The sequence below is a fragment of the Streptomyces sp. NPDC029169 genome (assembly GCF_055563935.1).
Genome location: NZ_JBVHXA010000002.1, coordinates 442,667 through 466,649, shown reverse-complemented (window position 1 = coordinate 466,649; position 23,983 = coordinate 442,667). Strand labels below are relative to the sequence as shown.

Here is a 23,983-nt window from a genome sequence, read left to right as displayed (position 1 = left end):
TCACGCCGTGGCCCGCCACCTTGACGCTGGCCTGCGGGGCGGCCGTGTCTTAGTACGCGTTCGGGTCCGTGTCGTCGAAGACCGCGATCCCCGGGACCGACGGCGCGCACGCCGCCATCGTCACGACCGTCTGGCTCTGGCCCTTGCCCGACAGGGCCTCCTTGTGGAGGCAGGTCGCGTCCGTGGCCTCCAGGCCGAAGGTCGCGTCGAAGGGCTGACGGCGGTTGCTCGGCGCGGTGCCGTCGGCGTACCGGAACGGCGTCGGACGGGCGTCCACCGCCATGGCCGAGCCGCCGCCCGGGTGCGAGCTGACGTTGTTGTCGTCGTAGGACCGGTCGACGTACCAGACCAGCATGCCGTTCTGGTAGCGGAAGAACTCCACCCAGTCCGGCGCCGTGACGCCCTTGCTGAACTGGTACGGGCCCTCGGCGAGCAGCGCGTCGCTGCCGACGTACTCGCGGTTCTCCACCAGGTAGTAGCGCGGGTACGTGTCCGTCTCCGTGCCGGTCGAGATCTTCCAGCGGCCGTCGGCGGTCCAGCCGCCCACGCCCTGCTCGACGTCGTCGCTCGCCAGCGTCGTGCCGCCGGCGGACAGCGTGATGTCGTCCAGGAACGCGCCGGCGAAGTGGACACCGCCGTCGGTCTGGTAGCGGAAGCGGAACAGCGAGGCCTTGCCCTGGGAGTCGTACGCGTACCGCAGCGTCGTCCACCTGCCGGCGGAGGAGCCGTCGACGGCCGCGCCCGCGCGGGCCCAGGTCGTCCCGCCGTCCAGGGAGTACTCGGCGAAGAGGTAGTCGAAGTCGGCCTCGATCTCGTACCAGGCGCTCGCCGTGACGGTGACGCGCGGGGCGGCCGGGACGGACCGGGTGAGGGACTGGTTGAGCCCGTCGGCCGAGCCGGTCCACCAGGCGTGCGTGCCGGAGGTGGGGGTGGCGTAGCTCGTGCTGCTCGTCTTGTCCGGGAGCGCGACGCGGACCGCCTGCTCCTTGCCGGTGACCTGGAGCTGCGCGGGGTTCAGGGTGTACGAACCGGAGGCGCCGAGCGGCGCGTTGGCGTAGTCGAGCCAGCCGAGGAACAGCTTCTCTTCGGCGCCCATCAGGCCCGGGTGGGTGCCGATGCCCGCGCCGGCGGCGGCGCCGTGGCCGAGCCAGGAGCCGGAGCTCATCAGGGTCCAGAAGGCGGTGGAGTTCTCGCCGCCGTTGGTGTCGTAGTAGTCCGGCAGGCCGAGGTCGTGGCCGAACTCGTGGCAGAAGACGCCGAGTCCGCCGTTCTCGCCCTCGGTGGTGTAGTCGCCGAGCCAGTACTTCGACTGGCCGATCCGGGCGCCGCCCGCCTTGTTCTGCGTACCGGAGACGTCCGGTCCGGTCAGGCCGTAGTCGTCGCCGTTGACGTACCAGCGGTGCGACCAGATGGCGTCCTCGCCCTGCGCGCCGCCGCCGGCGTCCTCGCCCATGCCGGCGTGGACGGCCTGGAAGTGGTCGATGTAGCCGTCGGCCTCGTCGAAGTTCCCGTCGTGGTCCCAGTCGTTGCGGTCCCAGACGTCGAACTGGGCGAGGTGCGCGTCGATCTCGGCCGGGGTCTTGCCGGCCGCGATCTGCGCGTTCCACCAGGCGTCGCCGGTGTCCTGGACGAAGGCCCACGAACCGCCGGTGTCTTCGATGGCGTTGTCACCGTAGAAGGAGGCGTTGTAGGGGACCTTGACCCAGTCCTCGACGGTGTTGGTGACCGAGTAGCGGCCGCCGGAGAGGTTCTCGTAGTACGTCTTCATCGACTCGCCGGGGCCGTTGAAGAGGTTCTCGTAGTACGCCTTGTCGAAGTCCGCCGTCCAGGCGTTGGAGTTGTCCACGCTCCGGTCCGGCTGGGCTATCTGGTTGTGCAGGGGGCCGGGGGTGGAGCCGTACCGTCCGGCGCTCTGCTCGCCGAACTCGGAGAGGATCGTGAAGATCTTCTCCTGGCGTACGGCCGTGGTGGTCACGGTCTCCACGAACTTGCCGGGCGCGACCTCGACCACGCCGCGGGCGTCCGCCCTCGCCTTCCCCTTGGCGATCTTGTCGATCGCCTGCTCGCGCAGCTCGGTGCGCTGCTTGGTGAGCGGTCCGGGACGGTTGTCGCTGCGCGGGGAGGCGGCCCCCTGCGCGGTGTCCCGGGGCTCCTGCGCGGCGGCGGGCTGTAGCCCCGCGGCGAGGAGCGCGGTGAGCGCCGACCCTAGGGTCATGCCCACGACAAATCTCTTCACGTCTGCGATCCCTTCGCATGCATGCGTCACATGGTTCGCGTGGTTCTGTTTGTCGCCTGTGGATCGTCTGGGGGAACGATCGCGGCAGAGTCTGACACGGAAGGAGTCGCGGAGAGGAGGGGTCGATCGCGCAAATCCGCCGCCGGATTCCGGGTTTTACCGGCACGCAATCCGGTGCGGGTGGTTCAGCCCTGGCGCAAGGCGTGCAGCTGCTCCAGGAACCACTGCTGGGGCGGCAGCGCCGTCGCCGCGGCGGCCAGGCGCTTGGTGCGGTCCGCGCGCTCGGCCGGGCCCATCGACAGGGCGTCGTGCAGCGCCCGCGCCGTCTCGGACACGTCGTAAGGGCTGACAGTCAGCGCGTCCTCGCGCAACTCGGCGTACGCCCCCGCGCCCGTCGAGAGCACCAGCACGCATCCCGCCTCCGACACCACCGGGATCTCCTTGGCCACCAGGTTCATCCCGTCGCGGATCGGGTTGATCAGCGCCACGTCCGCCATCCGGTACGCCGCGAGCGAGCGCGCGAAGTCGTCCTTCACCGACAGGATCACCGGCCGCCAGTCGTCCGTGCCGAACTCCGCGTTGATCTCCTCCGCGAGCTCCGCCACCGACGCCGTGTAGTCGCGGTAGACCGCCAGGTCCTGGCGGGACGGGTACGCCGAGGCCAGGTGGACGACACGGTCGCGCCACTCCGGGCGCTCCCGGAGAAACTCCCGGTACGCGAGCAGGCCACGCACCACGTTCTTCGACAGCTCCGTGCGGTCCACCCGCACGATCGTCTTCCGGTCGCCCACCTCGGCGCGCAGCGCGGCCAGCCGGCCGTCCACCTCGGGCGTGTGCGCCTGCTTGCGCAGCTCCTCCCCGTCCACGCCCAGCGGATACACCTGGACCCGGGTGCGGCGCGGCTCGCCGCCCGCCCTGCGGTGGTGCACCCCGCGCCAGGGATCGCCGCTCCGCCAGACCCCCTCGGTCGTGCCACTCGCGCTGTCGATGTGCGAGCCGGCGACGAACGACTCCGCCCATTCCCAGGTGTGGAAACCCAGCTCGTCCGCGCCGAGCATCCCCCAGAGCAGCTCCTCGCGGACGTCCTCCGGAAGCATGCGCATGTAGTCCGGCGACGCCCACGGCGTATGCGTGATGTGGGCGATACGCAGGTCCGGGCGCAGCTCCCGCAGCTGCCCCGGCACCAGCGCCAGGTGGTAGTCGTGCACCAGGACGGCCGCACCCTCGTCCGCCTGGGCGGCCAGCTCCTCGGTGAAGGCCCGGTTGTAGGTGCGGTACGACTCCCACCGGCGCCGGAACTCCCCGTCGAAGACCGGCTCGCGCGGCACGTCCCACAGGTGGTGGTGCAGGAACCACAGCACCGAGTTCGCGATCCCGTTGTACGCGTCGGCGTAGACCGCCGGTTCGATAGCCAGCATCCGTACGCCGGGCTCGGCGACCTCGCGCCGGACCGCCACGCGATCGCCGTCCCCGAGCGCCGCGCACACCCAGACACCGCCCTCGGAGGGCACGGCGCTCAGCGCGGAGACGAGACCGCCCCCGCCGCGCCGGGCATCGAGCGTGCCGTCGGCGGCGAGGGCGTACGAGACCGGACCCCGATTGGACGCGACGAGCACAGAAGCCATGTGGCGAACCTAGCCCGTCACGTAAACGCTCAAACGTACGTATACGAATGTGGCGAATCCATGCCTCAGTGCTCGCCGCGTCCGCGCAGTGCCGCCTTGGCCACCGCGCCCGTCCCCGCCAGGGCCAGCGCGAGGCCGCCGAGCAGCCACAGCCGCTCGCCGTGGGAGCCGGTCTGCGCCATCGATCCGCCGGGGCCGTGTGGGGCGGGGCGCGGCGGGTGGGTCGTCGGGGCGTCGGCCGTGACCGCGTACGTGATCGTGGCCGTCCGGCCGGCCGCGACCTCCCCATCCGCCGCGGCCGGTCCGGCCGCGGCGAGGCCGAGCACCGCCAGCAGCGTGGTCATTCGATAGGTGAACCCCATGAAACGGAAATTTAGGTAAGAAGCATCATGATGCGGCGTTACGCCACGCGGCGGTGCGCGTACTCCGCGATGTCGATCATCGGCGGCCGCTCCTCCGTGTCCACGGTGTACGTCCGCGGTGTGAAGCCCGTCTCGGAGCGTTCGAACTGCGTCAGCCGGGGCCGCACCAGATGGCCCCGGGACAGCCGCAGCTGCGCCGTCCGGTAGATCGCCGCCGCCATCCGGCCGAGCGCCTGCCCGTCCTGGTGGCGGTGCTTGCGCACCCCGACGTCGACCTGCGCGAGGGCGTCCAGACCGACCGTGTGGAGAGCGTCCACGAGCAGGCCCAGCTCCACTCCGTAACCGACGGGGAACGGCAGCCGCTCGAGGAGCGAGCGCCGCGCCGCGTACTCGCCGCCCAGCGGCTGCACGAAGCCGGCCAGCTGCGGCCAGTGCAGATTGAGCAGCGGCCGCGCCACCAGCTCCGTCACCCGGCCGCCCTGACCAGGGGTGTCACCGAGCGGACGGTCGTACATCGCCTTCACGAAGTCGACGTCCGGGTCGGTGAGCAGCGGGCCGACGATGCCGGTGACGAAGTCCGCGGAGAAGTCCCGCAGATCCGCGTCGACGAAGCAGACGATGTCCCCCTCGGTCACCATCAGTGACCGCCACAGCACCTCGCCCTTGCCGGGCACGGCCGGTATTCGGGGCAGGATCGCGTCGCGCGCCACGACCCGCGCCCCGGCGGCCGCCGCGACCTCCGCCGTACGGTCGGTGGAACCGGAGTCGATCACCACCAGCTCGTCCACGAGCGGGACCGCCTCGGTCATCAGCTCGCGGCGGATCACGGTGACGATGTCGCCGACCGTCGCCTCCTCGTTCAGCGCCGGCAGGACGACACTGACCGTCGTCCCGTGCTTCGCCGCCAGGATGCGGTCGAGCGAACGGTCCGCCACGGACCAGGACCGCCGGGCCAGCCAGCGCTCCACTTCCTCCAGCACGTGATCTCCATCTCGCGGTTCGGACGGCCATCTCAACCGTCCATGCCTTCGGTTACAGTCTTGAACAACGCGGATGCCCGATGCATGTCGGGGTGCCGCCCGCGTCCTACAACCGAATACCGCTCATCCAGAGGGGCAGAGGGAAACGGCCCGTTGAAGCCCCGGCAACCCTCCAGTCGGTTCTCGTCCGCGACACACGCGGCAGCGAGGCTCCCGGCTAGGGAAGGTGCCAAATCCGTCTCATGGCGACATTCGTCATGGGAAAGATGAGGAGAAAGGGCCTCGCCTCCATGGCTGTACAGACTGTTTCCCCCGCCACCGACGCTCCGACGGTCGACCTCGGTCCGGCTTCCGGACTTTCCTGTCGTGAATGCGGTGAGAAGTTCTCTCTCGGTCCCATCTTCGCGTGCGAGCTGTGTTTCGGCCCGCTCGAAGTCGCCTACGACCTCCCGCTCGGCGACCCCGAGGCGCTGCGCAAGCAGATCGAGGCCGGTCCCGCCAACATCTGGCGCTACGCCCCGCTGCTGCCCGTCCCGGCCGACGTCGCCGAGAAGCCGAACCTGAACCCCGGCTGGACCAAGCTCGTCCAGGCCGACAACCTCGCCCGCGAGCTGGGCGTCGAGCCCGGCAAGCTCTTCGTCAAGGACGACTCCGGCAACCCGACGCACTCCTTCAAGGACCGCGTCGTCGCCCAGGCCCTGGAGGCCGCCCGCGCCTTCGGCTTCACCACCCTCTCCTGCTCCTCCACCGGCAACCTGGCCGGCGCCGTCGGCGCCGCGGCCGCCCGCGCCGGCTTCCGCTCCTGCGTGTTCATCCCGCACGACCTGGAGCAGGGCAAGGTCGTCATGGCCGCGGTCTACGGCGGTGACCTCGTCGGCATCGAGGGCAACTACGACGACGTCAACCGCTTCTGCTCCGAGCTCATCGGCGACCCGCTGGGCGAGGGCTGGGGCTTCGTCAACGTCAACCTGCGCCCGTACTACGGCGAGGGCTCCAAGACGCTCGCGTACGAGATCTGCGAGCAGCTGGGCTGGGTGATCCCGGATCAGCTGGTCATCCCGATCGCCTCCGGCTCGCAGCTCACCAAGATCGACAAGGGTCTGCAGGAGCTCATCAAGCTCGGCCTGGTCGAGGACAAGCCGTACAAGATCTTCGGCGCCCAGGCCGAGGGCTGCTCGCCGGTGTCGGCGGCCTTCAAGGCCGGTCACGACGTCGTACGGCCCCAGAAGCCGAACACCATCGCCAAGTCGCTCGCCATCGGCAACCCGGCCGACGGCCCCTACGTCCTCGACATCGCGCGCCGCACGGGCGGCGCGGTGGAGGACGTCGACGACGAGCAGGTCGTCGAGGCGATCAAGATCCTGGCCCGCACGGAGGGCATCTTCGCCGAGACGGCGGGCGGGGTGACGGTCGGCGTGACGAAGAAGCTGGTCGAGGCCGGCCTCATCGACCCGACCCTCACGACGGTCGTGCTCAACACGGGCGACGGCCTCAAGACGCTGGACGCGGTGGCCGACACCTCGCAGGCGACCGCCACGATCCCCCCGAGCCTGGACGCGTTCCGCGACGCCGGCCTCGCCCACTGAAAGGTAAGTGACATGAGCGTCAAGGTCCGCATCCCCACCATCCTGCGCACCTACACGGGCGGCCAGGCCGAGGTCCTGGCGGAGGGCGCCACGCTCTCCGAGGTCATCGCCGACCTGGAGAAGAACCACACGGGCATCGCGGCCCGCGTCCTGGACGACCAGGGCAAGCTGCGCCGCTTCGTGAACGTGTACGTCAACGACGACGACGTCCGCTTCGAGCAGGGCCTGGAGACGGCGACGCCGGACGGCGCGGGCGTCTCGATCATCCCGGCGGTCGCGGGCGGCTGCTGAGCGCCCCCTGAGAGCCTTCGCCTTACCCGGCGCAACCGAATTGCCCCCTACGCTTCAAGAAGCGGAGGGGGCAATTCTGCATGGTTGAGCGCGGTAGAGTTGGGGAAGTCCCCCCGGCTTCCCTTCGCTGCTCATGCCAGGCGCATATGAGAATGCGTCCGCATCCGACAAGATGCAGCCAAAGTGCTCGAGTGTTGTGTACCTTCTGCACGCTTTGCCGGGCCCGACTTGCCCCGGAATTCAGTCAATCCTCCTGAATTCTCCTTTACGGCGTGCCCAGAATTCTCGTCCGATTGACCTGTTGCAGAGGGCAGTTGGGCAGATACATTCAGCCGCGGTCGACGCGTTCCGGCGCAGGGTCTGACCCGGGTCCGCGAAGTGCGGTCCCGCGCAAGGGCCAGTAATAGGGGAGTTAGGCATGGCTCAGGGCACCGTCAAGTGGTTCAACGCGGAGAAGGGCTACGGCTTCATCGCGGTCGACGGTGGTGCGGATGTATTCGTCCACTACAGCGCGATCCAGATGGACGGTTACCGCACCCTTGAAGAGGGTCAGCGGGTCGAGTTCGAGATCTCGCAGGGCCAGAAGGGTCCGCAGGCGGACATGGTCAAGCTCGCCGTCTGAGCACGGCGCGATCGGCCACCACGTACGCACTCACGCGTTCTCATCGCCGAGGGGTCCGCATCCTGACCAGGATGCGGACCCCTCGTGCGTGTCCGGAGTGCTTCCGTGGGCCCCTCTCGATCCATGAGAGTCGCTTGCACTCGCATGGGTCGAGTGCTAATCATTGCGTTAGCACTCTGCAGGTGAGAGTGCTTACGAGGATCGGGCAGACGAGGTCCGCGGCCAGGTGGGGCAAGGAACCGCCGGGTGCGCAGGCCGTCCGTCGCGGGCGTCGGCGCGGTCCTGGAGCGTTATCCACCCCATGTCCGGGAGGACCACTTCACATGGCCAAGATCATCGCGTTCGACGAGGAGGCACGGCGCGGTCTCGAGCGCGGGATGAACCAGCTCGCCGACGCCGTCAAGGTCACCCTTGGCCCCAAGGGCCGGAACGTCGTCCTCGAGAAGAAGTGGGGCGCCCCCACGATCACCAACGATGGTGTGTCCATCGCCAAGGAGATCGAGCTCGAGGACCCGTACGAGAAGATCGGCGCCGAGCTGGTCAAGGAAGTCGCCAAGAAGACGGACGACGTCGCCGGTGACGGTACGACCACCGCGACCGTCCTCGCCCAGGCGCTCGTCCGCGAGGGCCTGCGCAACGTGGCGGCCGGCGCCAACCCGATGGCCCTCAAGCGCGGCATCGAGAAGGCCGTCGAGGCCGTCTCCGGCGCCCTGCTCGAGCAGGCGAAGGATGTCGAGACCAAGGAGCAGATCGCTTCCACGGCCTCCATCTCCGCCGCCGACACCCAGATCGGCGAGCTCATCGCCGAGGCGATGGACAAGGTCGGCAAGGAAGGCGTCATCACCGTCGAGGAGTCCCAGACCTTCGGTCTGGAGCTGGAGCTCACCGAGGGTATGCGCTTCGACAAGGGCTACATCTCGGCGTACTTCGCCACCGACATGGAGCGTATGGAGGCGTCCCTGGACGACCCGTACATCCTGATCGTCAACTCCAAGATCTCCTCCGTGAAGGACCTGCTTCCGCTCCTGGAGAAGGTCATGCAGTCGGGCAAGCCGCTGCTGATCATCGCCGAGGACGTCGAGGGCGAGGCCCTGTCGACCCTGGTCGTCAACAAGATCCGCGGCACCTTCAAGTCCGTCGCGGTCAAGGCCCCGGGCTTCGGCGACCGCCGCAAGGCCATGCTGAACGACATCGCCATCCTCACGGGCGGCACGGTCATCTCCGAGGAGGTCGGCCTCAAGCTCGAGAACGCCGGCCTGGACCTGCTGGGCCGCGCCCGCAAGGTCGTCATCACCAAGGACGAGACCACGATCGTCGACGGTGCCGGTGACAGCGACCAGGTCGCCGGTCGCGTCAACCAGATCCGCGCCGAGATCGAGAACTCGGACAGCGACTACGACCGCGAGAAGCTGCAGGAGCGCCTGGCGAAGCTCGCCGGCGGTGTTGCGGTCATCAAGGCCGGTGCCGCGACCGAGGTCGAGCTCAAGGAGCGCAAGCACCGCATCGAGGACGCCGTTCGCAACGCGAAGGCGGCCGTCGAGGAGGGCATCGTCGCCGGTGGTGGCGTGGCCCTGCTCCAGGCCTCCAACGTCTTCGAGAAGCTCGAGGCGGACCTGACGGGCGACGAGGCCACCGGTGCCAACATCGTCAAGCTGGCGCTCGAGGCCCCGCTGAAGCAGATCGCCGTCAACGCCGGCCTCGAGGGCGGCGTCGTGGCGGAGAAGGTCCGCAACCTGCCCGTCGGCCACGGCCTGAACGCCGCGACCAACGAGTACGTGGACCTCATCGCCGAGGGCATCATCGACCCGGCGAAGGTGACGCGCTCTGCCCTGCAGAACGCGGCCTCCATCGCCGCGCTGTTCCTGACCACCGAGGCCGTCATCGCCGACAAGCCGGAGAAGGCCGCCGCGGCGGCCGGCGGCGGCATGCCGGGCGGTGACATGGACTTCTGAGCCTCGGCTCGGTAGTTCTTCGCTGTACGCGACGCAGTACGCGACGCTCTACGCGACTGAGGGCGGCACTCCCTGCTGGGGGTGCCGCCCTCGGGCGTTCGGGGTGATGCTGGTGGGAGGACCCCTCACCGGCGGGAGCGATCCATGATCACGCTGCTGACGACACCGTCCGACCGCGAGCTGGTCATCACCCGGACCTTCGACGCCCCGCCGGCCCGCGTCTGGGAGGCGTGGACCAAGCCCGAGCACGTACGCCAGTGGTACGGCGTGGCCGCCATGCCCACGGTGTTCTCCGACATCGACCTCAGGGTCGGCGGCACGTGGCGCTGGGGCCAGAAGGCCCCCGACGGCCGGGAGATCGTCTTCTCGGGCACGTACGAGGAGATCGTCCCGAACGAGCGCCTCGTCTACACCGAGGTCTTCGAACTCATGCCGGGCCCGCCGGTCCACGTCACCCTCACCTTCGACGACACCCCGGACGGCGGCACGGCGCTGACAAGTACATCGCTCTGGCCGTCGACGGAGCTGCGCGACCAGGCGCTGGCGACGGGGATGGAGGCGGGGGTCAAGGAGGAGTACGACCGTCTGGCGGCCTATCTGGAGACGATGGAGACGACGTGAGCCTGGTCGTGCCGCGGCTGGAGGCGGGGGCGTACGAGCTGCGCGCGTGGGAGCGGGCGGACCTGCCGCTCGTGGAGGAGGCGTCGACGGACCCGTACATCCCGCTGACGAACACGGTCCCGTCGGTGTACTCGGAGTCGCAGGGCGAGGCGTACATCCGCCGCCAGTGGAGCCGCTCGGAGTCGGGCGCCGGCTACCCCTTCGTCATCGTCCGCCGCCGCGACGACCGCCCGGCGGGCATGATCGGCCTCTGGCTCCGCGACCTGGAGGAGGGCCGCGCGTCCCTCGGCTACTGGGTCGCCCCCTCCTGCCGAGGCGAGGGCGCGGCAGCGGCCGCACTGACGGCGGTGAGCGCCTGGGCCATGGGCGAACTGGGCATCCCCCGCCTCCAGTTGCTCGTCGAACCCTGGAACGAAGCCTCGGCGAAGACGGCGGAACGGGCGGGTTTCGTACGGGAGGGCCTGCTGCGGTCGTGGCAGGAGGTGGGCGGGGAGCGGGTGGACATGGTGATGTACGGGCGGGTGCGGGGAGGTGGCGGCAGCCCTTGATCTCGCCCGTCTGACACACGTATCCAGGTGTACGGGGCGATCAACGGCCTTGTACGATCCGGGCTACCGGCAGTGGGGGGCACTGGGGCCGTCGTCTTCCCGACGCCCAATCCGGCGCATCGTCGCAGATCGAACGCGCACCCATGGGTGCGTGCTCCTGCCTGCCGCCGTAAGCGCCTGCGATCTCTCTCCCGGGACGAGGACGACGACCCGAGGAGATTCGTGTACCGCAAGAGACCCCTGAGCAGCCTGCTTGCCGCCGCTGTCCTGGGTGTGTCCGGGGCGGTCTTCGGCCCGGTCGCGCCGCCGGCGCACGCGGCGACGGCCACGGATGCGGGGGCAGAGGTGGTCATACCCGGCGCCACGAGCGCCGTTCCGGTGTGGAACAGCGTGCTGAGTGCGGGCCCGCACGGGTATCTGCACAGCGAGCGGGGACTCGGTGCCACCTGGCGGACGTACGGCGGTGCCGAGAAGCCGGTCACGGTCGACCCGGGCAACGAGTGGTTCGGCTGGTCCTACATGTACGGCACCGGCTCCGATGTCGTCGCCCGCTATGACGAGAACACTCGCGTCTTCACGCTCAGGAACATGGTGACCGGGGAGTCCGGGGTCGTGACCCTGCCCCAGGGCCACGACCCCGTCGGCGTGTTCGGCTGGAACGTCCTGGCCGCGGGCAACACGGCGGGCACCAGGTCGCTGCACGTCCTCGACACGCGATCCGGGGAGCTCCGTGACCGGCTGGTCGACGGCATCCTGGAGAGCCCGTACGGCGTCAGGACCACCGCTCCTCGGCTGGGCGACGCCGACGGCGTCCTCATGGGCTACTACGGGCATTTGTACTGGGTGGACACCACCCAGGCGCGTGCCACAGTGCTGGACTCCATACCCACCGGACTCTCGGCGTACGACTTCGCCCTCACTCCCGAGCGGCTGCTGGTCCGCAGCGGCACCGAGCTTTTCGTCTACGACCGCGCCGACTTCGCCAAGGCGCCGCTCAAGGTGCCGGTCACGGACGAGAAGGGCAGCCGGATTCTCGGGCTCGTCGGTGACGACGTCGTCATAGCCCGCCACGACCCGGCGCTCGGCATCCTGGACGACCGCATCGCCTCCCTGCGTGTGGAGGCGGTTCCGCTCTCCGGCGGCACGCCCCGCGTCCTGCTCGCGCGGTCCAGGGGCAACGCCATCGGCACGCCCGACGGCGGTCTGCTCGTCGACGGCGGCCCCAGCACCGCCGACTACGGCGTGCAGCGCGTGACCGCGGACAGCACCGGCCGCGCGTGGGCAGAACGCGACAGTGTCGTGGCCGCGCCGGAAGTGCCGAACACGGTGCACCGGCTCACCTTCGAGCAGGGCCGTCTCACCAGTGTGGAGGGCGTCGCCGCGAGCGGTCGGACCGGCGTGTACACGCGCCCGATTACCGCCACGGGCGGCGCGACACCCTCCCTCGGCTACGACGACCGCCAGGACCGGGGCCTCATCCCGACCGACCTGCCCGACGGGTGCCAGGCCGCCTACGGCTGCCCGGCCATCGACGAGACGGGAGACGGCCGCCTGCTCTACGGCGGGCACAACTACTTCTACGATGCCGTCCCGCTGCGACGCGTGAACGAGAGCTCCCGGCTCCCCGGCGACGCGATCGACGCCGGCACGGGCCTCCAGAGGTTCGTCGCGGGCTCGGGCCGCTGGGCCGTCGTCGGCGCGACCTTGCCCGGATGGACCCCCGAGAGCCGCGTGATCGACACGGACACCGGGAAGGTCGTCCGTAAGCTGCCGGTCGAGCCGGTCTCCCTCGACGGCACGACGCTGTGGACGCGCGACGGCTCCGACCTGACCGGCTACGACATCAGGTCCGGTGCGAGTCTGAACAGCGCGTACATCCCCAGCTGTTCGTTGGAGAGCGCCGAGGTGGTCGGCCGCTGGCTGCGCTGGTCCTGCCTGAACCGGGGGCTGGGCGTCTACGACCTCCAGACGCGCACGAGCACACCCCTCGACCTCGACTTCGACGCCCGGAGTGAACTAGGTGACGGGTTCCTCGCGTACGTCTCCGGGAACCGCCTCCTGGTCAGGGAGCTGGCCACCGGCGCGGTCCACGACACGGGCGCCGAGGGGATCACGGGGTCGACCCAGTGGACGGTCGACCCGGCCACCGGCACCATCGCATGGTCCGACGCTCAGGGCGCGATCCACCTGGTGGACAGCGGGGTCCCGACCTCGCCGCTGAAGGTGACCGACTCTGCGGCCACGACCTCCGCGAACCTCAAGTCGGCTGCCTGGCAGCCGCGGTGGTGGCTGTCCAAGCCTGCCGTCTCCTGGACTGTGACGCTGAAGCGCAAGGCGACCGGGGCCGTCGTGCGGACGCTGTCCGGCGCCGAGGCCCGGGGAGTTCTCAAGACCGTCTGGGACGGCAAGGACGGCTCCGGTCGACTTGTCCCCAACGGGGCGTACACCTGGACGTTGTCCGCGAAGCCGGCCGACGGCGACGGCCCCGATCTCACCGCATCGGGATCGCTCTCCCTCACGGGCGCGGCGGTGGTGTGGCGTGACCTTGGCGGCGAGGACGGCTTCGGCGACTTGCTGGTCATGGACGGTGCGGGTCTTGTCTCGCTCTACAAGGGCACTGGCACGGGCGGACTCACGTCGCGCGTCGCCGGTACGGGTGCGAAGTTCCCGACGGCGTCGGTGTTCGTGCCGGTCGGTGACGTGAACGGCGACCGCTGTACCGACGTGCTCGTCCGCGTGGGCAACGACCTGCGGGCCTACCGCCCGACCTGCGGGACGGTGCTTTCGGCGTCCTCGCCTTACACGACGATCGGCTCGGGTTGGGGCGGGTACGACGTGCTGACCTCGCCCGGCGATGTGAACGGCGACGGGTACGTGGACCTGTACGCCCGTCAGGCTTCCACCGGAGAGTTCTACTTCTACGCCGGCACGGCCGACCACCGCCTGAAGTCGCGAGTGAAGGTCGGCACCGGCTGGAAGATCTACTCCAAGATCATCGGTGCGGGTGACCTGAACGCCGACGGCCGAGGCGACCTGATGACCATGGACGGCTCGGGCGTCCTGTGGCGCTACTACGGGACGCCGACCGGCGGTCTCACTTCGCGCGTGAAGGTGGGTGGGGGTTGGGGCGTGTACACCTCCCTGGTCGGCGTCGGCGACCTGACAGGCGACGCGCGGACGGACCTGGTCGCGCGGGACACCAGCGGCAGGCTGTGGCGCTACAGCAGCCTGGGCAACGGCCAGTACGCCTCTCGCGTACTGATCGGGGCGGGCGGCTGGTCCGTCTTCAAGGGGCTGTACTGAGCCGGGAGGCTCTGCTTTCGACCGGGTGTGGTCTTTCTCCGTACTACGGAGAGAGGCCATGCCTTCTTTGAGCTCGGGACAGAGAGCGGTAGGCGACCGTACGACCCCTGCGGGTATTGAGGTTTGGCCCAGCGTGGTGACATAGAGTAATGCTACGATCACGTGTATGAAGATCGTGACGCGGGTGAAGCTGATGCCGGAGGCTGACCAGGCCGCCGCGCTTCTCGCGACCCTGCGTACGGTCAATGAGGCCGCGTGCTGGGTGTCCGGTGTGGCGTTCGAGCGCGATGTGCCGCGTGAGTACGAGCTGCGGAAGTACACCTACGCCGAGTTGAAGGCGCGGGGGCTGGGGGCGCAGGCGGCCCAGCACGTCATCAAGAAGACGCGTGATGCCTACGCCACGTTGAAGGCGAACATCCGCGCCGGGAACCTGGGCAAGCCGGGGTCGAAGCGTAGGGTCAAGGCGGTGTCGAAGCCGATCACGTTCCGGCCCGAGGCCGCGCAGCCGTAGGACGACCGGTGCCTGTCCTGGCAGTACGACGCCGGCACGGTGTCGATCTGGACAACTGCCGGACGGCTCAGAGGCGTTCGCTTCGCCTGCTCCCCGGACGCGCTCAAGATGCTCCGTGAGCACCGCAAGGGGGAGTCCGACCTGATCGAACGCGAGGGCGTGTTCTACCTGATCGCCGTCTGTGATGTCCCCGAGGCCGGGCAGTACGAGCCCAGTGGGTTCATCGGCGTCGACCTCGGGATCACCAACATCGCTACCACCTCCACCGGCTACCGGGCTGCCGGGCGCGGCCTGAACCGGCACCGGAAGCGACAGCTCGATCTGCGGAAGAAGGTCCAGGCCAAGGGCACCAAGTCCGCGAAGCGCCTCCTCAAGAGGCGCTCCCGCAAGGAAGCCCGGCACACTGCCAACGTCAACCACATCGTCTCCAAGACCATCGTCACCACCGCTGAACGCACCGGTTCCGGTATCGCCCTGGAAGACCTCACGGGCATCCGAAGCCGGGTACGGCTCCGCAAGGACCAGCGGACGTCTCTGCATTCGTGGAGCTTCCACCAGCTTGGCCAGTACATCGAGTACAAGGCCAAGCGGGCTGGGGTGCCGCTGGTGTACGTCGATCCGGCGTACACCAGCCAGCAGTGCTGCGAGTGCGGTCACATCGACCGGCGCAACCGCCAGTCACAAGCGACGTTCGCCTGCCGGTCCTGCGGGGCCCTCATGCACGCGGACGACAACGCGTCCCACAACATCGGCCGCAAGGGCGAGACCGTGTGGACTGCGGGGCGTGAGTCACGCGTCCCTGCCACCCCATAGGGGTGTCTGGACGGAGGAGCCAACCCAGCAGCCAGCTGGGCGCTACCTCCAAACCCGGTCCTTTAGGGCCGGGTCAAGTTGACTGCACGTCGCGGCGGACCAGCGTCTGAGCGAACGGCTCGCCCGTCTTCCGTGCGTACGCCATCCGCTCCCGGACCTCGCTGAGCGTCCGGGGCCGGTACCCCGGCCCACCGCAGCAGCTCTTGTGGAACCGCACTCCCGCGTTCAGCAGCACCGAGAGCGTGCGCCAAGCGGCCAAGTCCCGTCTGCGTGGCGGGGCGAAGGCGGAGCCGACGTGGATCAGCGGCTGTGCGCAGCGCGGGCAGCGCCGCTCGGCACGGCTGTCCTGGTCGCCGTAGGGCTGCTTGTACGAGGCCCGACAGGGCAGGCACACGAACGAAGTCCTGCTGTAGGAGCCATACATGCGGCCAGGTTACGCACCTGGGGACGGTAGGCTCCACGGATTTCCCGGCCTCGTCTCTGGTGGTGGCGCCGTGGGGAAGGCCTTGCGCATGCGGGTGAGGAGAGCCTTCGCCGCCGGGGCGGTCGGGCCGTCCGTCGGCCAGGCCAGGGCTACTCGGCCGCGGAGGCCGGGGGCGGTGATGGGGAGGGTACGGAGGTCCAGCTCGGCTGCCGCCTCGGGCGGCATCTCGGGGAGGACGGCCACGCCGAGGCCGCGGGCGGCGAGCCGCGCGAGCAGTGGCGGCGCGGCGGCCTCGAAGACGACGGAGGGCTGGAAACCCTCCTGCGCGCAGGCACGTTCGAGTACACCGCGCAGACCCGTGCCGCGCGGCAGGCTGATCAGAGGGCGGCCCGCAAGCGCGGCCAGCGGGATCGCGTCGCGGCCGGCCGGGGTGAGCAGCGGGTCGTCCGGGGCCATGGCGGCGACCAGCGGGGTGTCGACGACGACCTGGAGGCTGACGCCCGGCGGGGGTTCCTCGTCGGCGAGGCCGATCACGGCCAGGTCGAGTTCACCGCCGCGCAGAGCGGTGAGCATCCGTTCCGAGGTGTCCTCGGTGAGGGAGATCTCGATCTGCGGGTGGTCGTCGTGGAAGTCGGCCAGTACGGCCGCCACATCGAACGCGTCGCCGGCCGCGCCCGAGACGAGTCCGACGGTGACCTTCCCGCGGACCAGTCCGGTGAACTCGTCCACCGTCTGCCGGAGCCCCTCGACGGCCGCGAGCGCGGCCCGGGCCAGCGGAACGACCGCCTCGCCGACGGCGGTCGTGGTGACCGTCCGGCCCGAGCGGTCGAGCAGCGGCTGTCCGAGCTCCCGCTCCAGCTGCCGGATCTGGGCGCTGACCCCCGGCTGTGCGAGGTGGAGGCGGGCGGCAGCGCGAGTGAAGTTGGCTTCCTCGACGACGGCGAGGAAGTACTGCAGCTGGCGGAGCTCCATAACCAGGGATTCTAGTGACGGGAATTGCTCGCTCTTGGACTTCTGGAATCTGCGTCGGCACGCTGGGGATCATGGAGAGTGCAGCGGCGGAGGTGCGTACGCAGATCGCGGCCGAGAGGCGCGAACTGGCGGAGGTTCTGGACGGACTGACCGATGAGCAGTGGGACGCGCCGACCCTGTGCGGGGGCTGGCGTGTGCGGGAGGTCGCCGCCCACATGAGCATGGGATTCCGGTACTCGTTCGGCAGGACGGCGTGGGAACTCGCCCGCGCGGGCGGCAACCTCCACCGTATGACGGACCGCCTCGCGCGCCGCGACGCCGCCGCGCTCTCCCCGCGCCAACTCGCAGCGGCCCTGCGGGACAACGCCCATCACCCCTGGAAGCCGCCGGTGGGCGGCCTCGCGGCGGCGCTCGGCCACGACGTGATCCACGGCCTGGACATCACCGTCGCCCTCGGCCTCGGACGACAGGTTCCCGAAGACCGCCTACGAACGGTGCTGACGACCGTCGCCCCGAGGACGTTCCGCTTCTTCGGCGCAGACCTCGAAGGCGCCGAACTGCGGGCCACGGACCTGGACTGGTCGTACGGCACGGGCGATCGGGTGGTGGCCCGTCCCGCTCAGGAAATCCTGCTGCTCGCGTACGGGCGCGAGCTCAAGAGAGAGAAGGCAGCGTGAGCCTCGGGCCGTTTTCTACCTGGTGGCGCCGGAAGTTTGCACGGTTGTACGATCCGGCTGCCGGTAGTGGGGGGGGGAACCGAGCCGGCTCCAGGCCGCGGCGGGTGTTGTCGTACGCACTGCGCCGTCCTCGCCTCCCACATCGTGGCTTCCGATTTCACGCACGCCTGTATGACATGCCCGTATGAGGGGACACGTATTTGTCCGTCCGAAGAGCCGTCGCGCTCGCGCTGAGCGCGACGCTGGCGATCGCCGGTCTGGCCGCCGCGACACCCGTCGCCGTGGCCGCGACCGACACACCGTACGAGGTGGCGATCGACGCGCCGCCCAGCAGCACACCGCCGACGCAGTCCTTCTATGGTGCCGGAACCGGCCTCCAGACCTACGACGCCGCTGAGGGGAAGCTGCGCTGGCAGAGCCTGAGCGACGGGCGCGTCGCCCACCACCCCACCTGCGACTCGTCCGACTGGATCGCCGCCCACGGCGACAAGGTCGGCTGCGGCGGTGATTTCGGCAACCCCGAGGTCACGGTGCACGACTACACCACCGGCACCACCGTCGCTCGCTCCCTGCCCGCCGGCCACACCTGGCTGCGGGTCTTCGGCGCGAACCGGCTGCTGAGCTACACCGACGACGGCAACTTCGTGCTGACCCTGCACCTGCTGGGTATCGGTCCGGACGCGTCGGCGGACACCGTCGTCCGGACGACGGAGGAGGTCGTCGGACGGCCCGAGGTCCTGGCCTTCGACGACGCGGGTGCCCTCCTCCGGTACCAGGTCGGCTCGACCTGGACCGTCGGCCTGGTCGACTTCGCCGCGGGCGAACTCGTCCGCCTGCCGGACATCCCCGGCGCGCCATATCGCGTCAAGGCAGCCCTCAGCGCCGACTGGATCGTCCTGTACAACGCGTCCAGCACCGTGGAGGCGCTCCTCGTCTCCCGCAAGAACGCCGACGACCCGGGCAGGATCGTCAAGCTGCCCAACACGGCGTACAGCCTTGGCGGGTGGCTCGCCATCCTCGGCGACTGGATCGTCGGCCACTACGGCGACTCTTACACGGCCAACCCGCTCAAGGCCACATCGCTCACCAGCGGTGACACCATTGACCTGGCGGTCCGCGGCGGCGTCGAGGCCGACATCAGGTCCGGCACGGACGGCAACCTGTACGTCGTCGGCGGCACCGACTCCAGCCACTGGGGCATTCGGCAGATCTCCCTCGACACCGCTACTGGTACGCCGGTCACGAAGGAGGTCCTGAGCACCCCGCCCAATCCCCTCAAGCGGACCGGTCTGACCCTCGCGCACGGCAGGGTCACGACCGAGCACGCGGACGGCTACCGGAAGCTCCAGGCGTACGACCTGTCCCTCACCGAGCCGCGTACCGCCGCCCCGGCGTGGAGCTGCTCGGTGACCGGCGACGCCCCGAACTGCCCGCCCCACCCCGACTCGGCGATCTCTGGGGCCCGCTGGGTCGACACCGGCGACGGCCGCCTGGTCACTCTGGGTACGACCGACGGCTGGTCGGACCGATTCGGGCCCTGCTACAGCTGCGTCGTCACGGCTCAGGTGACCTCGGCCGAGCCCGGCGCGACCACCCGCACCGTCACGCTGGAGACCGCCCGCAAGCTCAAGCCCGTGCGCTTCTTCAGCGCCTCGGGTCGGTACGTGCACTTCCTCGGCACCGATGACTTCGGGGTGCGCTCGGTCGTCGCGGACATCGAGGCGGGGAAGGTGCTCCGCCTCTCCGACAACACGAACGAGTCGCTGTGGGGCAACCGGCTCTGGGTCGCCTCCACGACGGACGACACCGTCTCCGCGATCGACCTGCGCACGGGCGCGACCGTCGAGACGATCGACCTGGGCACCGACTGCCGGTCCTCCGGTTTCGAGGTCACGGGCAAGTGGATCTTCTCCCGCTGCCCCGACGGGACCTCGGCGACGGTGTACGACCGCGTGAAGAAGACCTCGGTCGACTTTCAGATCCCCCGCTCTGTGCAGCCTCACCTCGGTGACGGTTTCCTCGCCTACTCCACCAGCGCGGACGGCACGCTGACCGTGGCCGACGTCCGCTCGGGCACGTCCGTGGTCCGTACGCTCGGCAAGGTGGCCTCCGAGCTGCCCAACTACGGGCAGGGCTGGACTGTCGACCGCTTCGGCGGGGCGGTCGCCTACGTGAACGCCCAGCAGACGATCCGCGTCGTCGGCCTCGGCGGAGCGACGAGCACACTGACCGCCGTCGACACCGATGTGGCGGCCGCGGTGAGCCTGAAGACCGGTGTGTGGAAGCCGCGTTGGTCGCTGTCCAAGCCCGCCGCCTCCTGGACGCTGACGCTGAAGCGGAAGACGAACGGCACGGTGGTCCGGACCCTTTCCGGTGGCGAGGCCCGAGGGCTGGTCGCGCCCGTGTGGGACGGCAAGGACGCGGCCGGGAAGCTCGTCGCGAACGGTGCCTACACGTGGACTCTGAACGTGAAGCCCGCCGATGGCCAGGACGCCGACCTGTCGGCGTCCGGGGCGGTCTCGGTGTCCGGTGGCGCCGCGGTGTGGCGGGACCTGGCCGGGGACGACGGCTTCGGTGACCTGCTGGTGATGGACACGGCGGGTCTGGTGTCGATGTACCGGGGTACCGGTACGGGTGCCGTGTCGGCGCGGATCGCCGGTACGGGCGCCAAGTTCCCGACGACGTCGGTCCTGGTGCCGGCCGGTGACGTGAACGGGGACCGGTGCGTCGACGTCCTCGTCCGGGTGGGCGACCAGCTGCGGTCGTACCGGCCGGGGTGCGGGAACGTGGTGTCGGCCTCGTCTCCGTACACCCTGCTCGGTTCGGGCTGGGGCGGCTACGACGTGCTGACGTCTTCCGGGGACGTGAACGGTGACGGGTTCGTCGATCTGGTCGCACGTCAGGCCTCGACGGGTGACGTCTACTTCTACGCGGGTACGGCGGACCACCGGCTGAAGGCCCGGGTCAAGATCGGCGCGAACTGGAAGGCGTACACGAAGATCGTCGGCGCGGGCGACCTGAACGGTGACGGCCGGGGCGACCTGCTGGGCGTGGACGCGTCGGGTGTGCTGTGGCGCTACCACGGTACGGCGACGGGTGGCGTGACGGCCCGGGTGAAGGTCGGCGGCGGCTGGGGCATCTACTCCTCCCTGGTTGGCGTAGGCGACCTGTCGGGCGACGGCCGCGCGGACCTGGTGGCCCGCGACACGTCGGGCCGGCTGTGGCGCTACAGCGGTACCGGCACCGGCATGTACAACCCGCGCGTGCTCATCGGCAGCGGCGGCTGGAACGGCTTCAAGGGCCTGTACTGATCCCCTGCAGCCCCATGTTCTGAGGGCCCGGCCATGACGGCCGGGCCCTCAGGCGTGTGTCCCGTAGCGGCCCGGGGTGGTGCCCACGTGGCGTTTGAAGTGGCGGGTCAGGTGAGGCTGGTCGTAGAAGCCTGTCGTCGTTGCCACGTCCGCCGGGGCGTGGCCGGTGAGGAGGAGGTGGCGGGCCTGGGTGATGCGGCGGGACGTCACGTACTGGTGCGGGGGGATGCCGAAGGTCGTGGTGAACGCCCGTACCAGGTGGGTGGGGTGGGTGTGGAGGAGTTTCGCCGCCTCGGTCAGGGGCAGGGCGGCGGGCAGGCGTTCGTCCAGGAGGTCCCGTAGGGCGTGGGCCACGCCGCGGGCGGGGGGTCCGGGTGTGGGGGCGGCGAGGCGGGGGCGGAGGTGGGTGCGGAGGCGCTCGGCGATCAGGGTCAGGCGGCTCTCCGCCTCCAGTTCGTCGCCGGGGTGTGCGAGGGCCGCGTGCAGTTGTCCCAGCCGTCCGCGCAGCAGCGGGTCGACGATGTCGGGGGCGTCCACCGCCGCGCCGATGAGGCTCTCGTCCAGCTGGGTCAGGTCCAGGTAGAGCACCCGCTTGCGGAAGCCGTGCGCGGTGGCCGGTGAGCCGTTGTGCGGAACGTGCGGTGGGAGCAGGGACACCGTGTCGTGCGGGGTGCCGTGCTCGCGTCGGTTCAGGTCGTAGCGGACCGCGCCGTCGTCGACGATCATCAGCGTCCACACGTCGTGGACGTGCATCGGGTACACGTGCTCGGTGAAACGGGCGTGGAAGACCTCCACGACACCCGGGATCCGCGGGCGCCACGCGGAGACCTCCTGCCGTGCCGCCGTGCGTGCCACCATGCAAAGAACGTACAAGAAGTGGCCGCATGGTGGTTGGCAGGCTCGGGGCATGACGACTGAGAGTGGCCCCGTACGGTTCGACACCAAGATCGCGGTCCTCCTGCGCGAGGACCTGGAGACCTGGCAGCGGCTGAACGTCACCGCGTTCCTGGTCAGCGGGCTCGGCTCCGAGCTCCCCGAGGTGATCGGCGAGCCGTACGCCGACGCCGACGGCACCCCGTACCTGCCCATGTTCCGCCAGCCCGTCCTCGTCTTCGAGGGGACGAAGGAGGTCCTGACCGCCGCGCACGGCCGCGCCCTGTCCAGCTCGCTGCCCCGCGCGGTGTTCACCTCCGACCTCTTCGCCACCGGCAACGACCGCGACAACCGCGCGGCGGTACGGGCGGTGTCGGGGGATCAGCTGGATGTCGTGGGGCTCGCCGTGTACGGGCCGCGCAATGCGGTCGACAAGGTGCTCAAGGGGGCCCGGATGCATCCGTAGATCCGTAGCGTTCGTTCATACGGAAGCTTTCATACGGAAGCTTTCATACGGAAGCTTTCGTATGGAAGCGGCGGCGGTACTCCGTCGGGGTCGTGTCGAGTCTCCGGCGGAACGCCCGGATCAGGGTGTCGGGTGTGCCGAAACCGCAGGCCGTCGCGATCCGGTCCAGGGTGGCGTCCGTGGTTTCCAGGGCGGTGCGCGCCCGTTCGACGCGCGCCGCTTCGATGTAGGCGCCCGGGGTGACGCCCAGTTCGTCCTTGAAGATCCGGGTGAGTTGGCGGCTGCTGACGTGGGCGTGCTCGGCGAGGTCGTCGACCGTGAGCGGTTCGGCGAGGTGGCGGGTGATGTGGTGCCGGAGTTCCTCGATACGCCGTGTCGTGGAGACCGGTTCGAGGGGGACGCTGAACTGGCTCTGGCCGCCGGGGCGTTTGAGGTACATCACGAGCTGCCGGGCGACGCGCAGCGCGATCGTCTCGCCGAAGTCCTCGGCGACGAGCGCGAGTGACAGGTCGAGGCAGGCGCTGATCCCGGCGCCCGTCCACACGTCCCCCTCGCGGATGAAGATCGGATCCGCGTCGACCTCGACCAGCGGATGGTCGGCGGCGAGCTGCCGCGCGGTCGACCAGTGGGTGGTCGCGCGCTTGCCGTCGAGCAGGCCGGCCGCCGCCAGGATGTGCGCGCCCACGCAGACGGACGTGACCCTGCGCGTCCGGGCGGCGAGGGTCTTCACCCGGTCGACCACCGTCGGATCGGCGAGGGCGTGGACGCGGCGCTCACCGTCGACCTCGACCGAGCCGGGGACGAGGAGGGTGTCGATGCCGACCGTTGCGGCCGCCTCGGCCAACGTGATGTCTGGGAGGATCCGTACGCCTGCCGAGGTGGTGACCGGGGCCGTGGTCTCGGCGGCCAGGACGACGCGGTAGCCGGAGGCGTCGTCGGTCTCGCGGCGCAGGAGCGCGAAGACCTCCGGGGGGCCGGTGACGTCGAGGAGGTCGACGCCGTCGAAGAGGACGATGACGATGAGTCGTTCGAGTCGTTCCGGCGAGCTCATGCTTGATGTCCGTATCTGCAAGTTGGGCGACATTGCCGACGTGTCGTGGGCGGCCATAGCGTTTCAGACGTACTGAATTGCAGCCGAGCCAGGGGGTATTCCTTCCGTGGGTACGACGACACGTACGACGACGCGTACGACGACCTTGCGTGAACTGAACGGTCTCGACCAGACGCCCGCGTCGCTCGCCGACGCGACCCTGATCCTGGTCGACTACCAGAACACCTACACCCGCGGTGTGATGGAGCTGGACGGCTGGGAGGCCGCGCTCGACTCCGCCGCGGCGCTTCTCGGGCGGGCGCGGAAGGCCGGCGCGAAGGTCATCCACGTCGTCAACGACGGTGGCGAGGGCACGCCGTACGACATCCGGGCCGACATCGGCGCGATCCACCCGAGCGTCGCGCCGATCGAGGGCGAGCCGGTCGTGGTCAAGGCGGTCCCGAACGCCTTCGTCGGGACTGACCTGGGCGAGCACATCGACGCCGCCGGGCACAAGGACGTCATCGTCGCCGGGTTCATGACCCACATGTGCGTGACGTTCACCGCCGAGGGCGCGTTCCTGCGCGGGAACCGGCCCACGGTGGTCGCCGACGCGTGTGCGACGCGGCCGTTGGGGACGGTGGTCGCCGATCTGTCCGCCGAGCAGATCCACCGGAGCGCGCTCGCGACGATCGCCGATCTGTACGGGGTCGTGGTGGTGTCCGGGGCGGAGCTGGGCTGACGGAGCCGTAACGACGTTGTCGGCCTCAGTGCGGGGAT

General features: G+C 69.8%; 19 protein-coding genes, 1 pseudogene and 1 riboswitch. Of the genes and pseudogenes, 12 read left to right on the top strand and 8 right to left on the bottom strand.

Going from position 1 to position 23,983, the window contains the following annotated elements; all coding sequences use genetic code 11:
* Positions 1 to 49: 49 nt before the first annotated feature.
* The 4 genes from ACZ4VI_RS05925 to ACZ4VI_RS05910 form a co-directional block, all read right to left on the bottom strand.
* Positions 50 to 2,236 carry an immune inhibitor A domain-containing protein gene (locus ACZ4VI_RS05925; protein ID WP_467996999.1) on the bottom strand — a complete coding sequence of 729 codons (2,187 nt, stop codon included), beginning with the start codon at positions 2,234 to 2,236 and terminating at the stop codon, positions 50 to 52.
* Between the two features lie 185 nt (positions 2,237 to 2,421).
* A complete protein-coding gene (locus ACZ4VI_RS05920) occupies positions 2,422 to 3,861 on the bottom strand; it encodes an alpha,alpha-trehalose-phosphate synthase (UDP-forming) (RefSeq protein ID WP_467996997.1) in 1,440 nt (479 codons plus the stop codon).
* 65 nt (positions 3,862 to 3,926) lie between these two features.
* Positions 3,927 to 4,223, bottom strand: a complete 297-nt coding sequence (locus ACZ4VI_RS05915; protein ID WP_467996995.1) for a hypothetical protein — start codon at positions 4,221 to 4,223, stop codon at positions 3,927 to 3,929.
* A gap of 38 nt (positions 4,224 to 4,261) precedes the next feature.
* Positions 4,262 to 5,203 carry a glucosyl-3-phosphoglycerate synthase gene (locus ACZ4VI_RS05910; RefSeq protein ID WP_467996993.1) on the bottom strand — a complete coding sequence of 314 codons (942 nt, stop codon included), beginning with the start codon at positions 5,201 to 5,203 and terminating at the stop codon, positions 4,262 to 4,264.
* A 120-nt stretch (positions 5,204 to 5,323) separates the two neighbouring features.
* Positions 5,324 to 5,476, top strand: a riboswitch (SAM riboswitch).
* Here ACZ4VI_RS05910 and thrC point away from each other — a divergent pair.
* The 8 genes and pseudogenes from thrC (at position 5,470) to ACZ4VI_RS05870 (ending at position 15,450) form a co-directional block, all read left to right on the top strand.
* Positions 5,470 to 6,789 carry a threonine synthase gene (thrC, locus tag ACZ4VI_RS05905; protein ID WP_467997278.1) on the top strand — a complete coding sequence of 440 codons (1,320 nt, stop codon included), beginning with the start codon at positions 5,470 to 5,472 and terminating at the stop codon, positions 6,787 to 6,789. (Overlaps the previous riboswitch by 7 nt.)
* Positions 6,790 to 6,801: 12 nt before the next feature.
* Complete coding sequence (locus ACZ4VI_RS05900) at positions 6,802 to 7,080, top strand: MoaD/ThiS family protein (protein ID WP_467996992.1); 279 nt, start codon at positions 6,802 to 6,804, stop codon at positions 7,078 to 7,080.
* Positions 7,081 to 7,498: 418 nt separating this feature from the next.
* Positions 7,499 to 7,702: a cold-shock protein gene (locus tag ACZ4VI_RS05895; RefSeq protein WP_005315736.1), complete on the top strand. Its 204-nt coding sequence runs from the start codon at positions 7,499 to 7,501 to the stop codon at positions 7,700 to 7,702.
* Positions 7,703 to 8,025: 323 nt separating this feature from the next.
* A complete protein-coding gene (gene groL, locus ACZ4VI_RS05890; RefSeq protein ID WP_467996990.1) occupies positions 8,026 to 9,654 on the top strand; it encodes a chaperonin GroEL in 1,629 nt (542 codons plus the stop codon).
* Positions 9,655 to 9,798: 144 nt separating this feature from the next.
* Complete coding sequence (locus ACZ4VI_RS05885) at positions 9,799 to 10,275, top strand: SRPBCC family protein (RefSeq protein WP_467996988.1); 477 nt, start codon at positions 9,799 to 9,801, stop codon at positions 10,273 to 10,275.
* Positions 10,272 to 10,823 (top strand): GNAT family N-acetyltransferase, encoded by a 552-nt coding sequence (locus ACZ4VI_RS05880; protein ID WP_467996986.1) that lies wholly within the window; start codon positions 10,272 to 10,274, stop codon positions 10,821 to 10,823. The genes ACZ4VI_RS05885 and ACZ4VI_RS05880 overlap by 4 nt, the downstream gene beginning before the upstream one ends.
* A 222-nt stretch (positions 10,824 to 11,045) precedes the next feature.
* Positions 11,046 to 14,126, top strand: coding sequence for an FG-GAP-like repeat-containing protein (locus tag ACZ4VI_RS05875; RefSeq protein ID WP_467996984.1), 3,081 nt, complete (start codon positions 11,046 to 11,048; stop codon positions 14,124 to 14,126).
* 166 nt (positions 14,127 to 14,292) lie between these two features.
* A pseudogene (locus ACZ4VI_RS05870) lies at positions 14,293 to 15,450 on the top strand (RNA-guided endonuclease InsQ/TnpB family protein).
* A 73-nt stretch (positions 15,451 to 15,523) separates the two neighbouring features.
* Here the strand turns inward: ACZ4VI_RS05870 and ACZ4VI_RS05865 are convergent.
* Together ACZ4VI_RS05865 and ACZ4VI_RS05860 are read right to left on the bottom strand one after the other, a co-directional pair.
* Entirely contained in the window at positions 15,524 to 15,874 is a 351-nt protein-coding gene (locus ACZ4VI_RS05865; protein WP_467996982.1) for a deoxyxylulose-5-phosphate synthase, read from the bottom strand.
* 9 nt (positions 15,875 to 15,883) lie between these two features.
* Positions 15,884 to 16,846 carry a LysR family transcriptional regulator gene (locus ACZ4VI_RS05860; protein ID WP_467996980.1) on the bottom strand — a complete coding sequence of 321 codons (963 nt, stop codon included), beginning with the start codon at positions 16,844 to 16,846 and terminating at the stop codon, positions 15,884 to 15,886.
* Positions 16,847 to 16,917: 71 nt separating this feature from the next.
* Here ACZ4VI_RS05860 and ACZ4VI_RS05855 point away from each other — a divergent pair, with 71 nt between their 5' ends.
* Both ACZ4VI_RS05855 and ACZ4VI_RS05850 read left to right on the top strand, forming a co-directional pair.
* On the top strand, positions 16,918 to 17,523 hold the full coding sequence (locus ACZ4VI_RS05855; RefSeq protein WP_467996978.1) for a maleylpyruvate isomerase family mycothiol-dependent enzyme: 606 nt from the start codon (positions 16,918 to 16,920) through the stop codon (positions 17,521 to 17,523).
* 200 nt (positions 17,524 to 17,723) lie between these two features.
* On the top strand, positions 17,724 to 20,834 hold the full coding sequence (locus ACZ4VI_RS05850) for an FG-GAP-like repeat-containing protein (protein ID WP_467996976.1): 3,111 nt from the start codon (positions 17,724 to 17,726) through the stop codon (positions 20,832 to 20,834).
* Between the two features lie 48 nt (positions 20,835 to 20,882).
* On the opposite strand, the gene ACZ4VI_RS05845 is transcribed toward ACZ4VI_RS05850, so the two are convergent.
* Positions 20,883 to 21,692, bottom strand: a complete 810-nt coding sequence (locus tag ACZ4VI_RS05845; protein ID WP_467996974.1) for a helix-turn-helix transcriptional regulator — start codon at positions 21,690 to 21,692, stop codon at positions 20,883 to 20,885.
* Between the two features lie 49 nt (positions 21,693 to 21,741).
* Between ACZ4VI_RS05845 and ACZ4VI_RS05840 the strand changes: the two genes are divergently transcribed.
* Positions 21,742 to 22,173 carry a DUF2000 family protein gene (locus ACZ4VI_RS05840; RefSeq protein WP_467996972.1) on the top strand — a complete coding sequence of 144 codons (432 nt, stop codon included), beginning with the start codon at positions 21,742 to 21,744 and terminating at the stop codon, positions 22,171 to 22,173.
* Positions 22,174 to 22,216: 43 nt separating this feature from the next.
* Here the strand turns inward: ACZ4VI_RS05840 and ACZ4VI_RS05835 are convergent, their stop codons facing one another.
* Positions 22,217 to 23,224, bottom strand: a complete 1,008-nt coding sequence (locus ACZ4VI_RS05835) for a GlxA family transcriptional regulator (protein WP_467996970.1) — start codon at positions 23,222 to 23,224, stop codon at positions 22,217 to 22,219.
* Between the two features lie 106 nt (positions 23,225 to 23,330).
* Between ACZ4VI_RS05835 and ACZ4VI_RS05830 the strand changes: the two genes are divergently transcribed.
* Complete coding sequence (locus ACZ4VI_RS05830; protein WP_467996968.1) at positions 23,331 to 23,945, top strand: cysteine hydrolase family protein; 615 nt, start codon at positions 23,331 to 23,333, stop codon at positions 23,943 to 23,945.
* The last annotated feature ends 38 nt before the right edge of the window (positions 23,946 to 23,983 follow it).

Excerpts from the sequence above, each read along its gene's own strand:
- ACZ4VI_RS05920 (WP_467996997.1), bottom strand. The coding sequence starts at position 3,861 with ATGGCTTCTGTGCTCGTCGCGTCCAATCGGGGTCCGGTCTCGTACGCC.
- ACZ4VI_RS05915 (WP_467996995.1), bottom strand. The coding sequence starts at position 4,223 with ATGGGGTTCACCTATCGAATGACCACGCTGCTGGCGGTGCTCGGCCTC.
- thrC (WP_467997278.1), top strand. The coding sequence starts at position 5,470 with ATGAGGAGAAAGGGCCTCGCCTCCATGGCTGTACAGACTGTTTCCCCC.
- ACZ4VI_RS05900 (WP_467996992.1), top strand. The coding sequence starts at position 6,802 with ATGAGCGTCAAGGTCCGCATCCCCACCATCCTGCGCACCTACACGGGC.
- ACZ4VI_RS05895 (WP_005315736.1), top strand. The coding sequence starts at position 7,499 with ATGGCTCAGGGCACCGTCAAGTGGTTCAACGCGGAGAAGGGCTACGGC.
- groL (WP_467996990.1), top strand. The coding sequence starts at position 8,026 with ATGGCCAAGATCATCGCGTTCGACGAGGAGGCACGGCGCGGTCTCGAG.
- ACZ4VI_RS05885 (WP_467996988.1), top strand. The coding sequence starts at position 9,799 with ATGATCACGCTGCTGACGACACCGTCCGACCGCGAGCTGGTCATCACC.
- ACZ4VI_RS05865 (WP_467996982.1), bottom strand. The coding sequence starts at position 15,874 with ATGTATGGCTCCTACAGCAGGACTTCGTTCGTGTGCCTGCCCTGTCGG.
- ACZ4VI_RS05860 (WP_467996980.1), bottom strand. The coding sequence starts at position 16,846 with ATGGAGCTCCGCCAGCTGCAGTACTTCCTCGCCGTCGTCGAGGAAGCC.
- ACZ4VI_RS05855 (WP_467996978.1), top strand. The coding sequence starts at position 16,918 with ATGGAGAGTGCAGCGGCGGAGGTGCGTACGCAGATCGCGGCCGAGAGG.
- ACZ4VI_RS05845 (WP_467996974.1), bottom strand. The coding sequence starts at position 21,692 with ATGGTGGCACGCACGGCGGCACGGCAGGAGGTCTCCGCGTGGCGCCCG.
- ACZ4VI_RS05840 (WP_467996972.1), top strand. The coding sequence starts at position 21,742 with ATGACGACTGAGAGTGGCCCCGTACGGTTCGACACCAAGATCGCGGTC.
- ACZ4VI_RS05835 (WP_467996970.1), bottom strand. The coding sequence starts at position 23,224 with ATGAGCTCGCCGGAACGACTCGAACGACTCATCGTCATCGTCCTCTTC.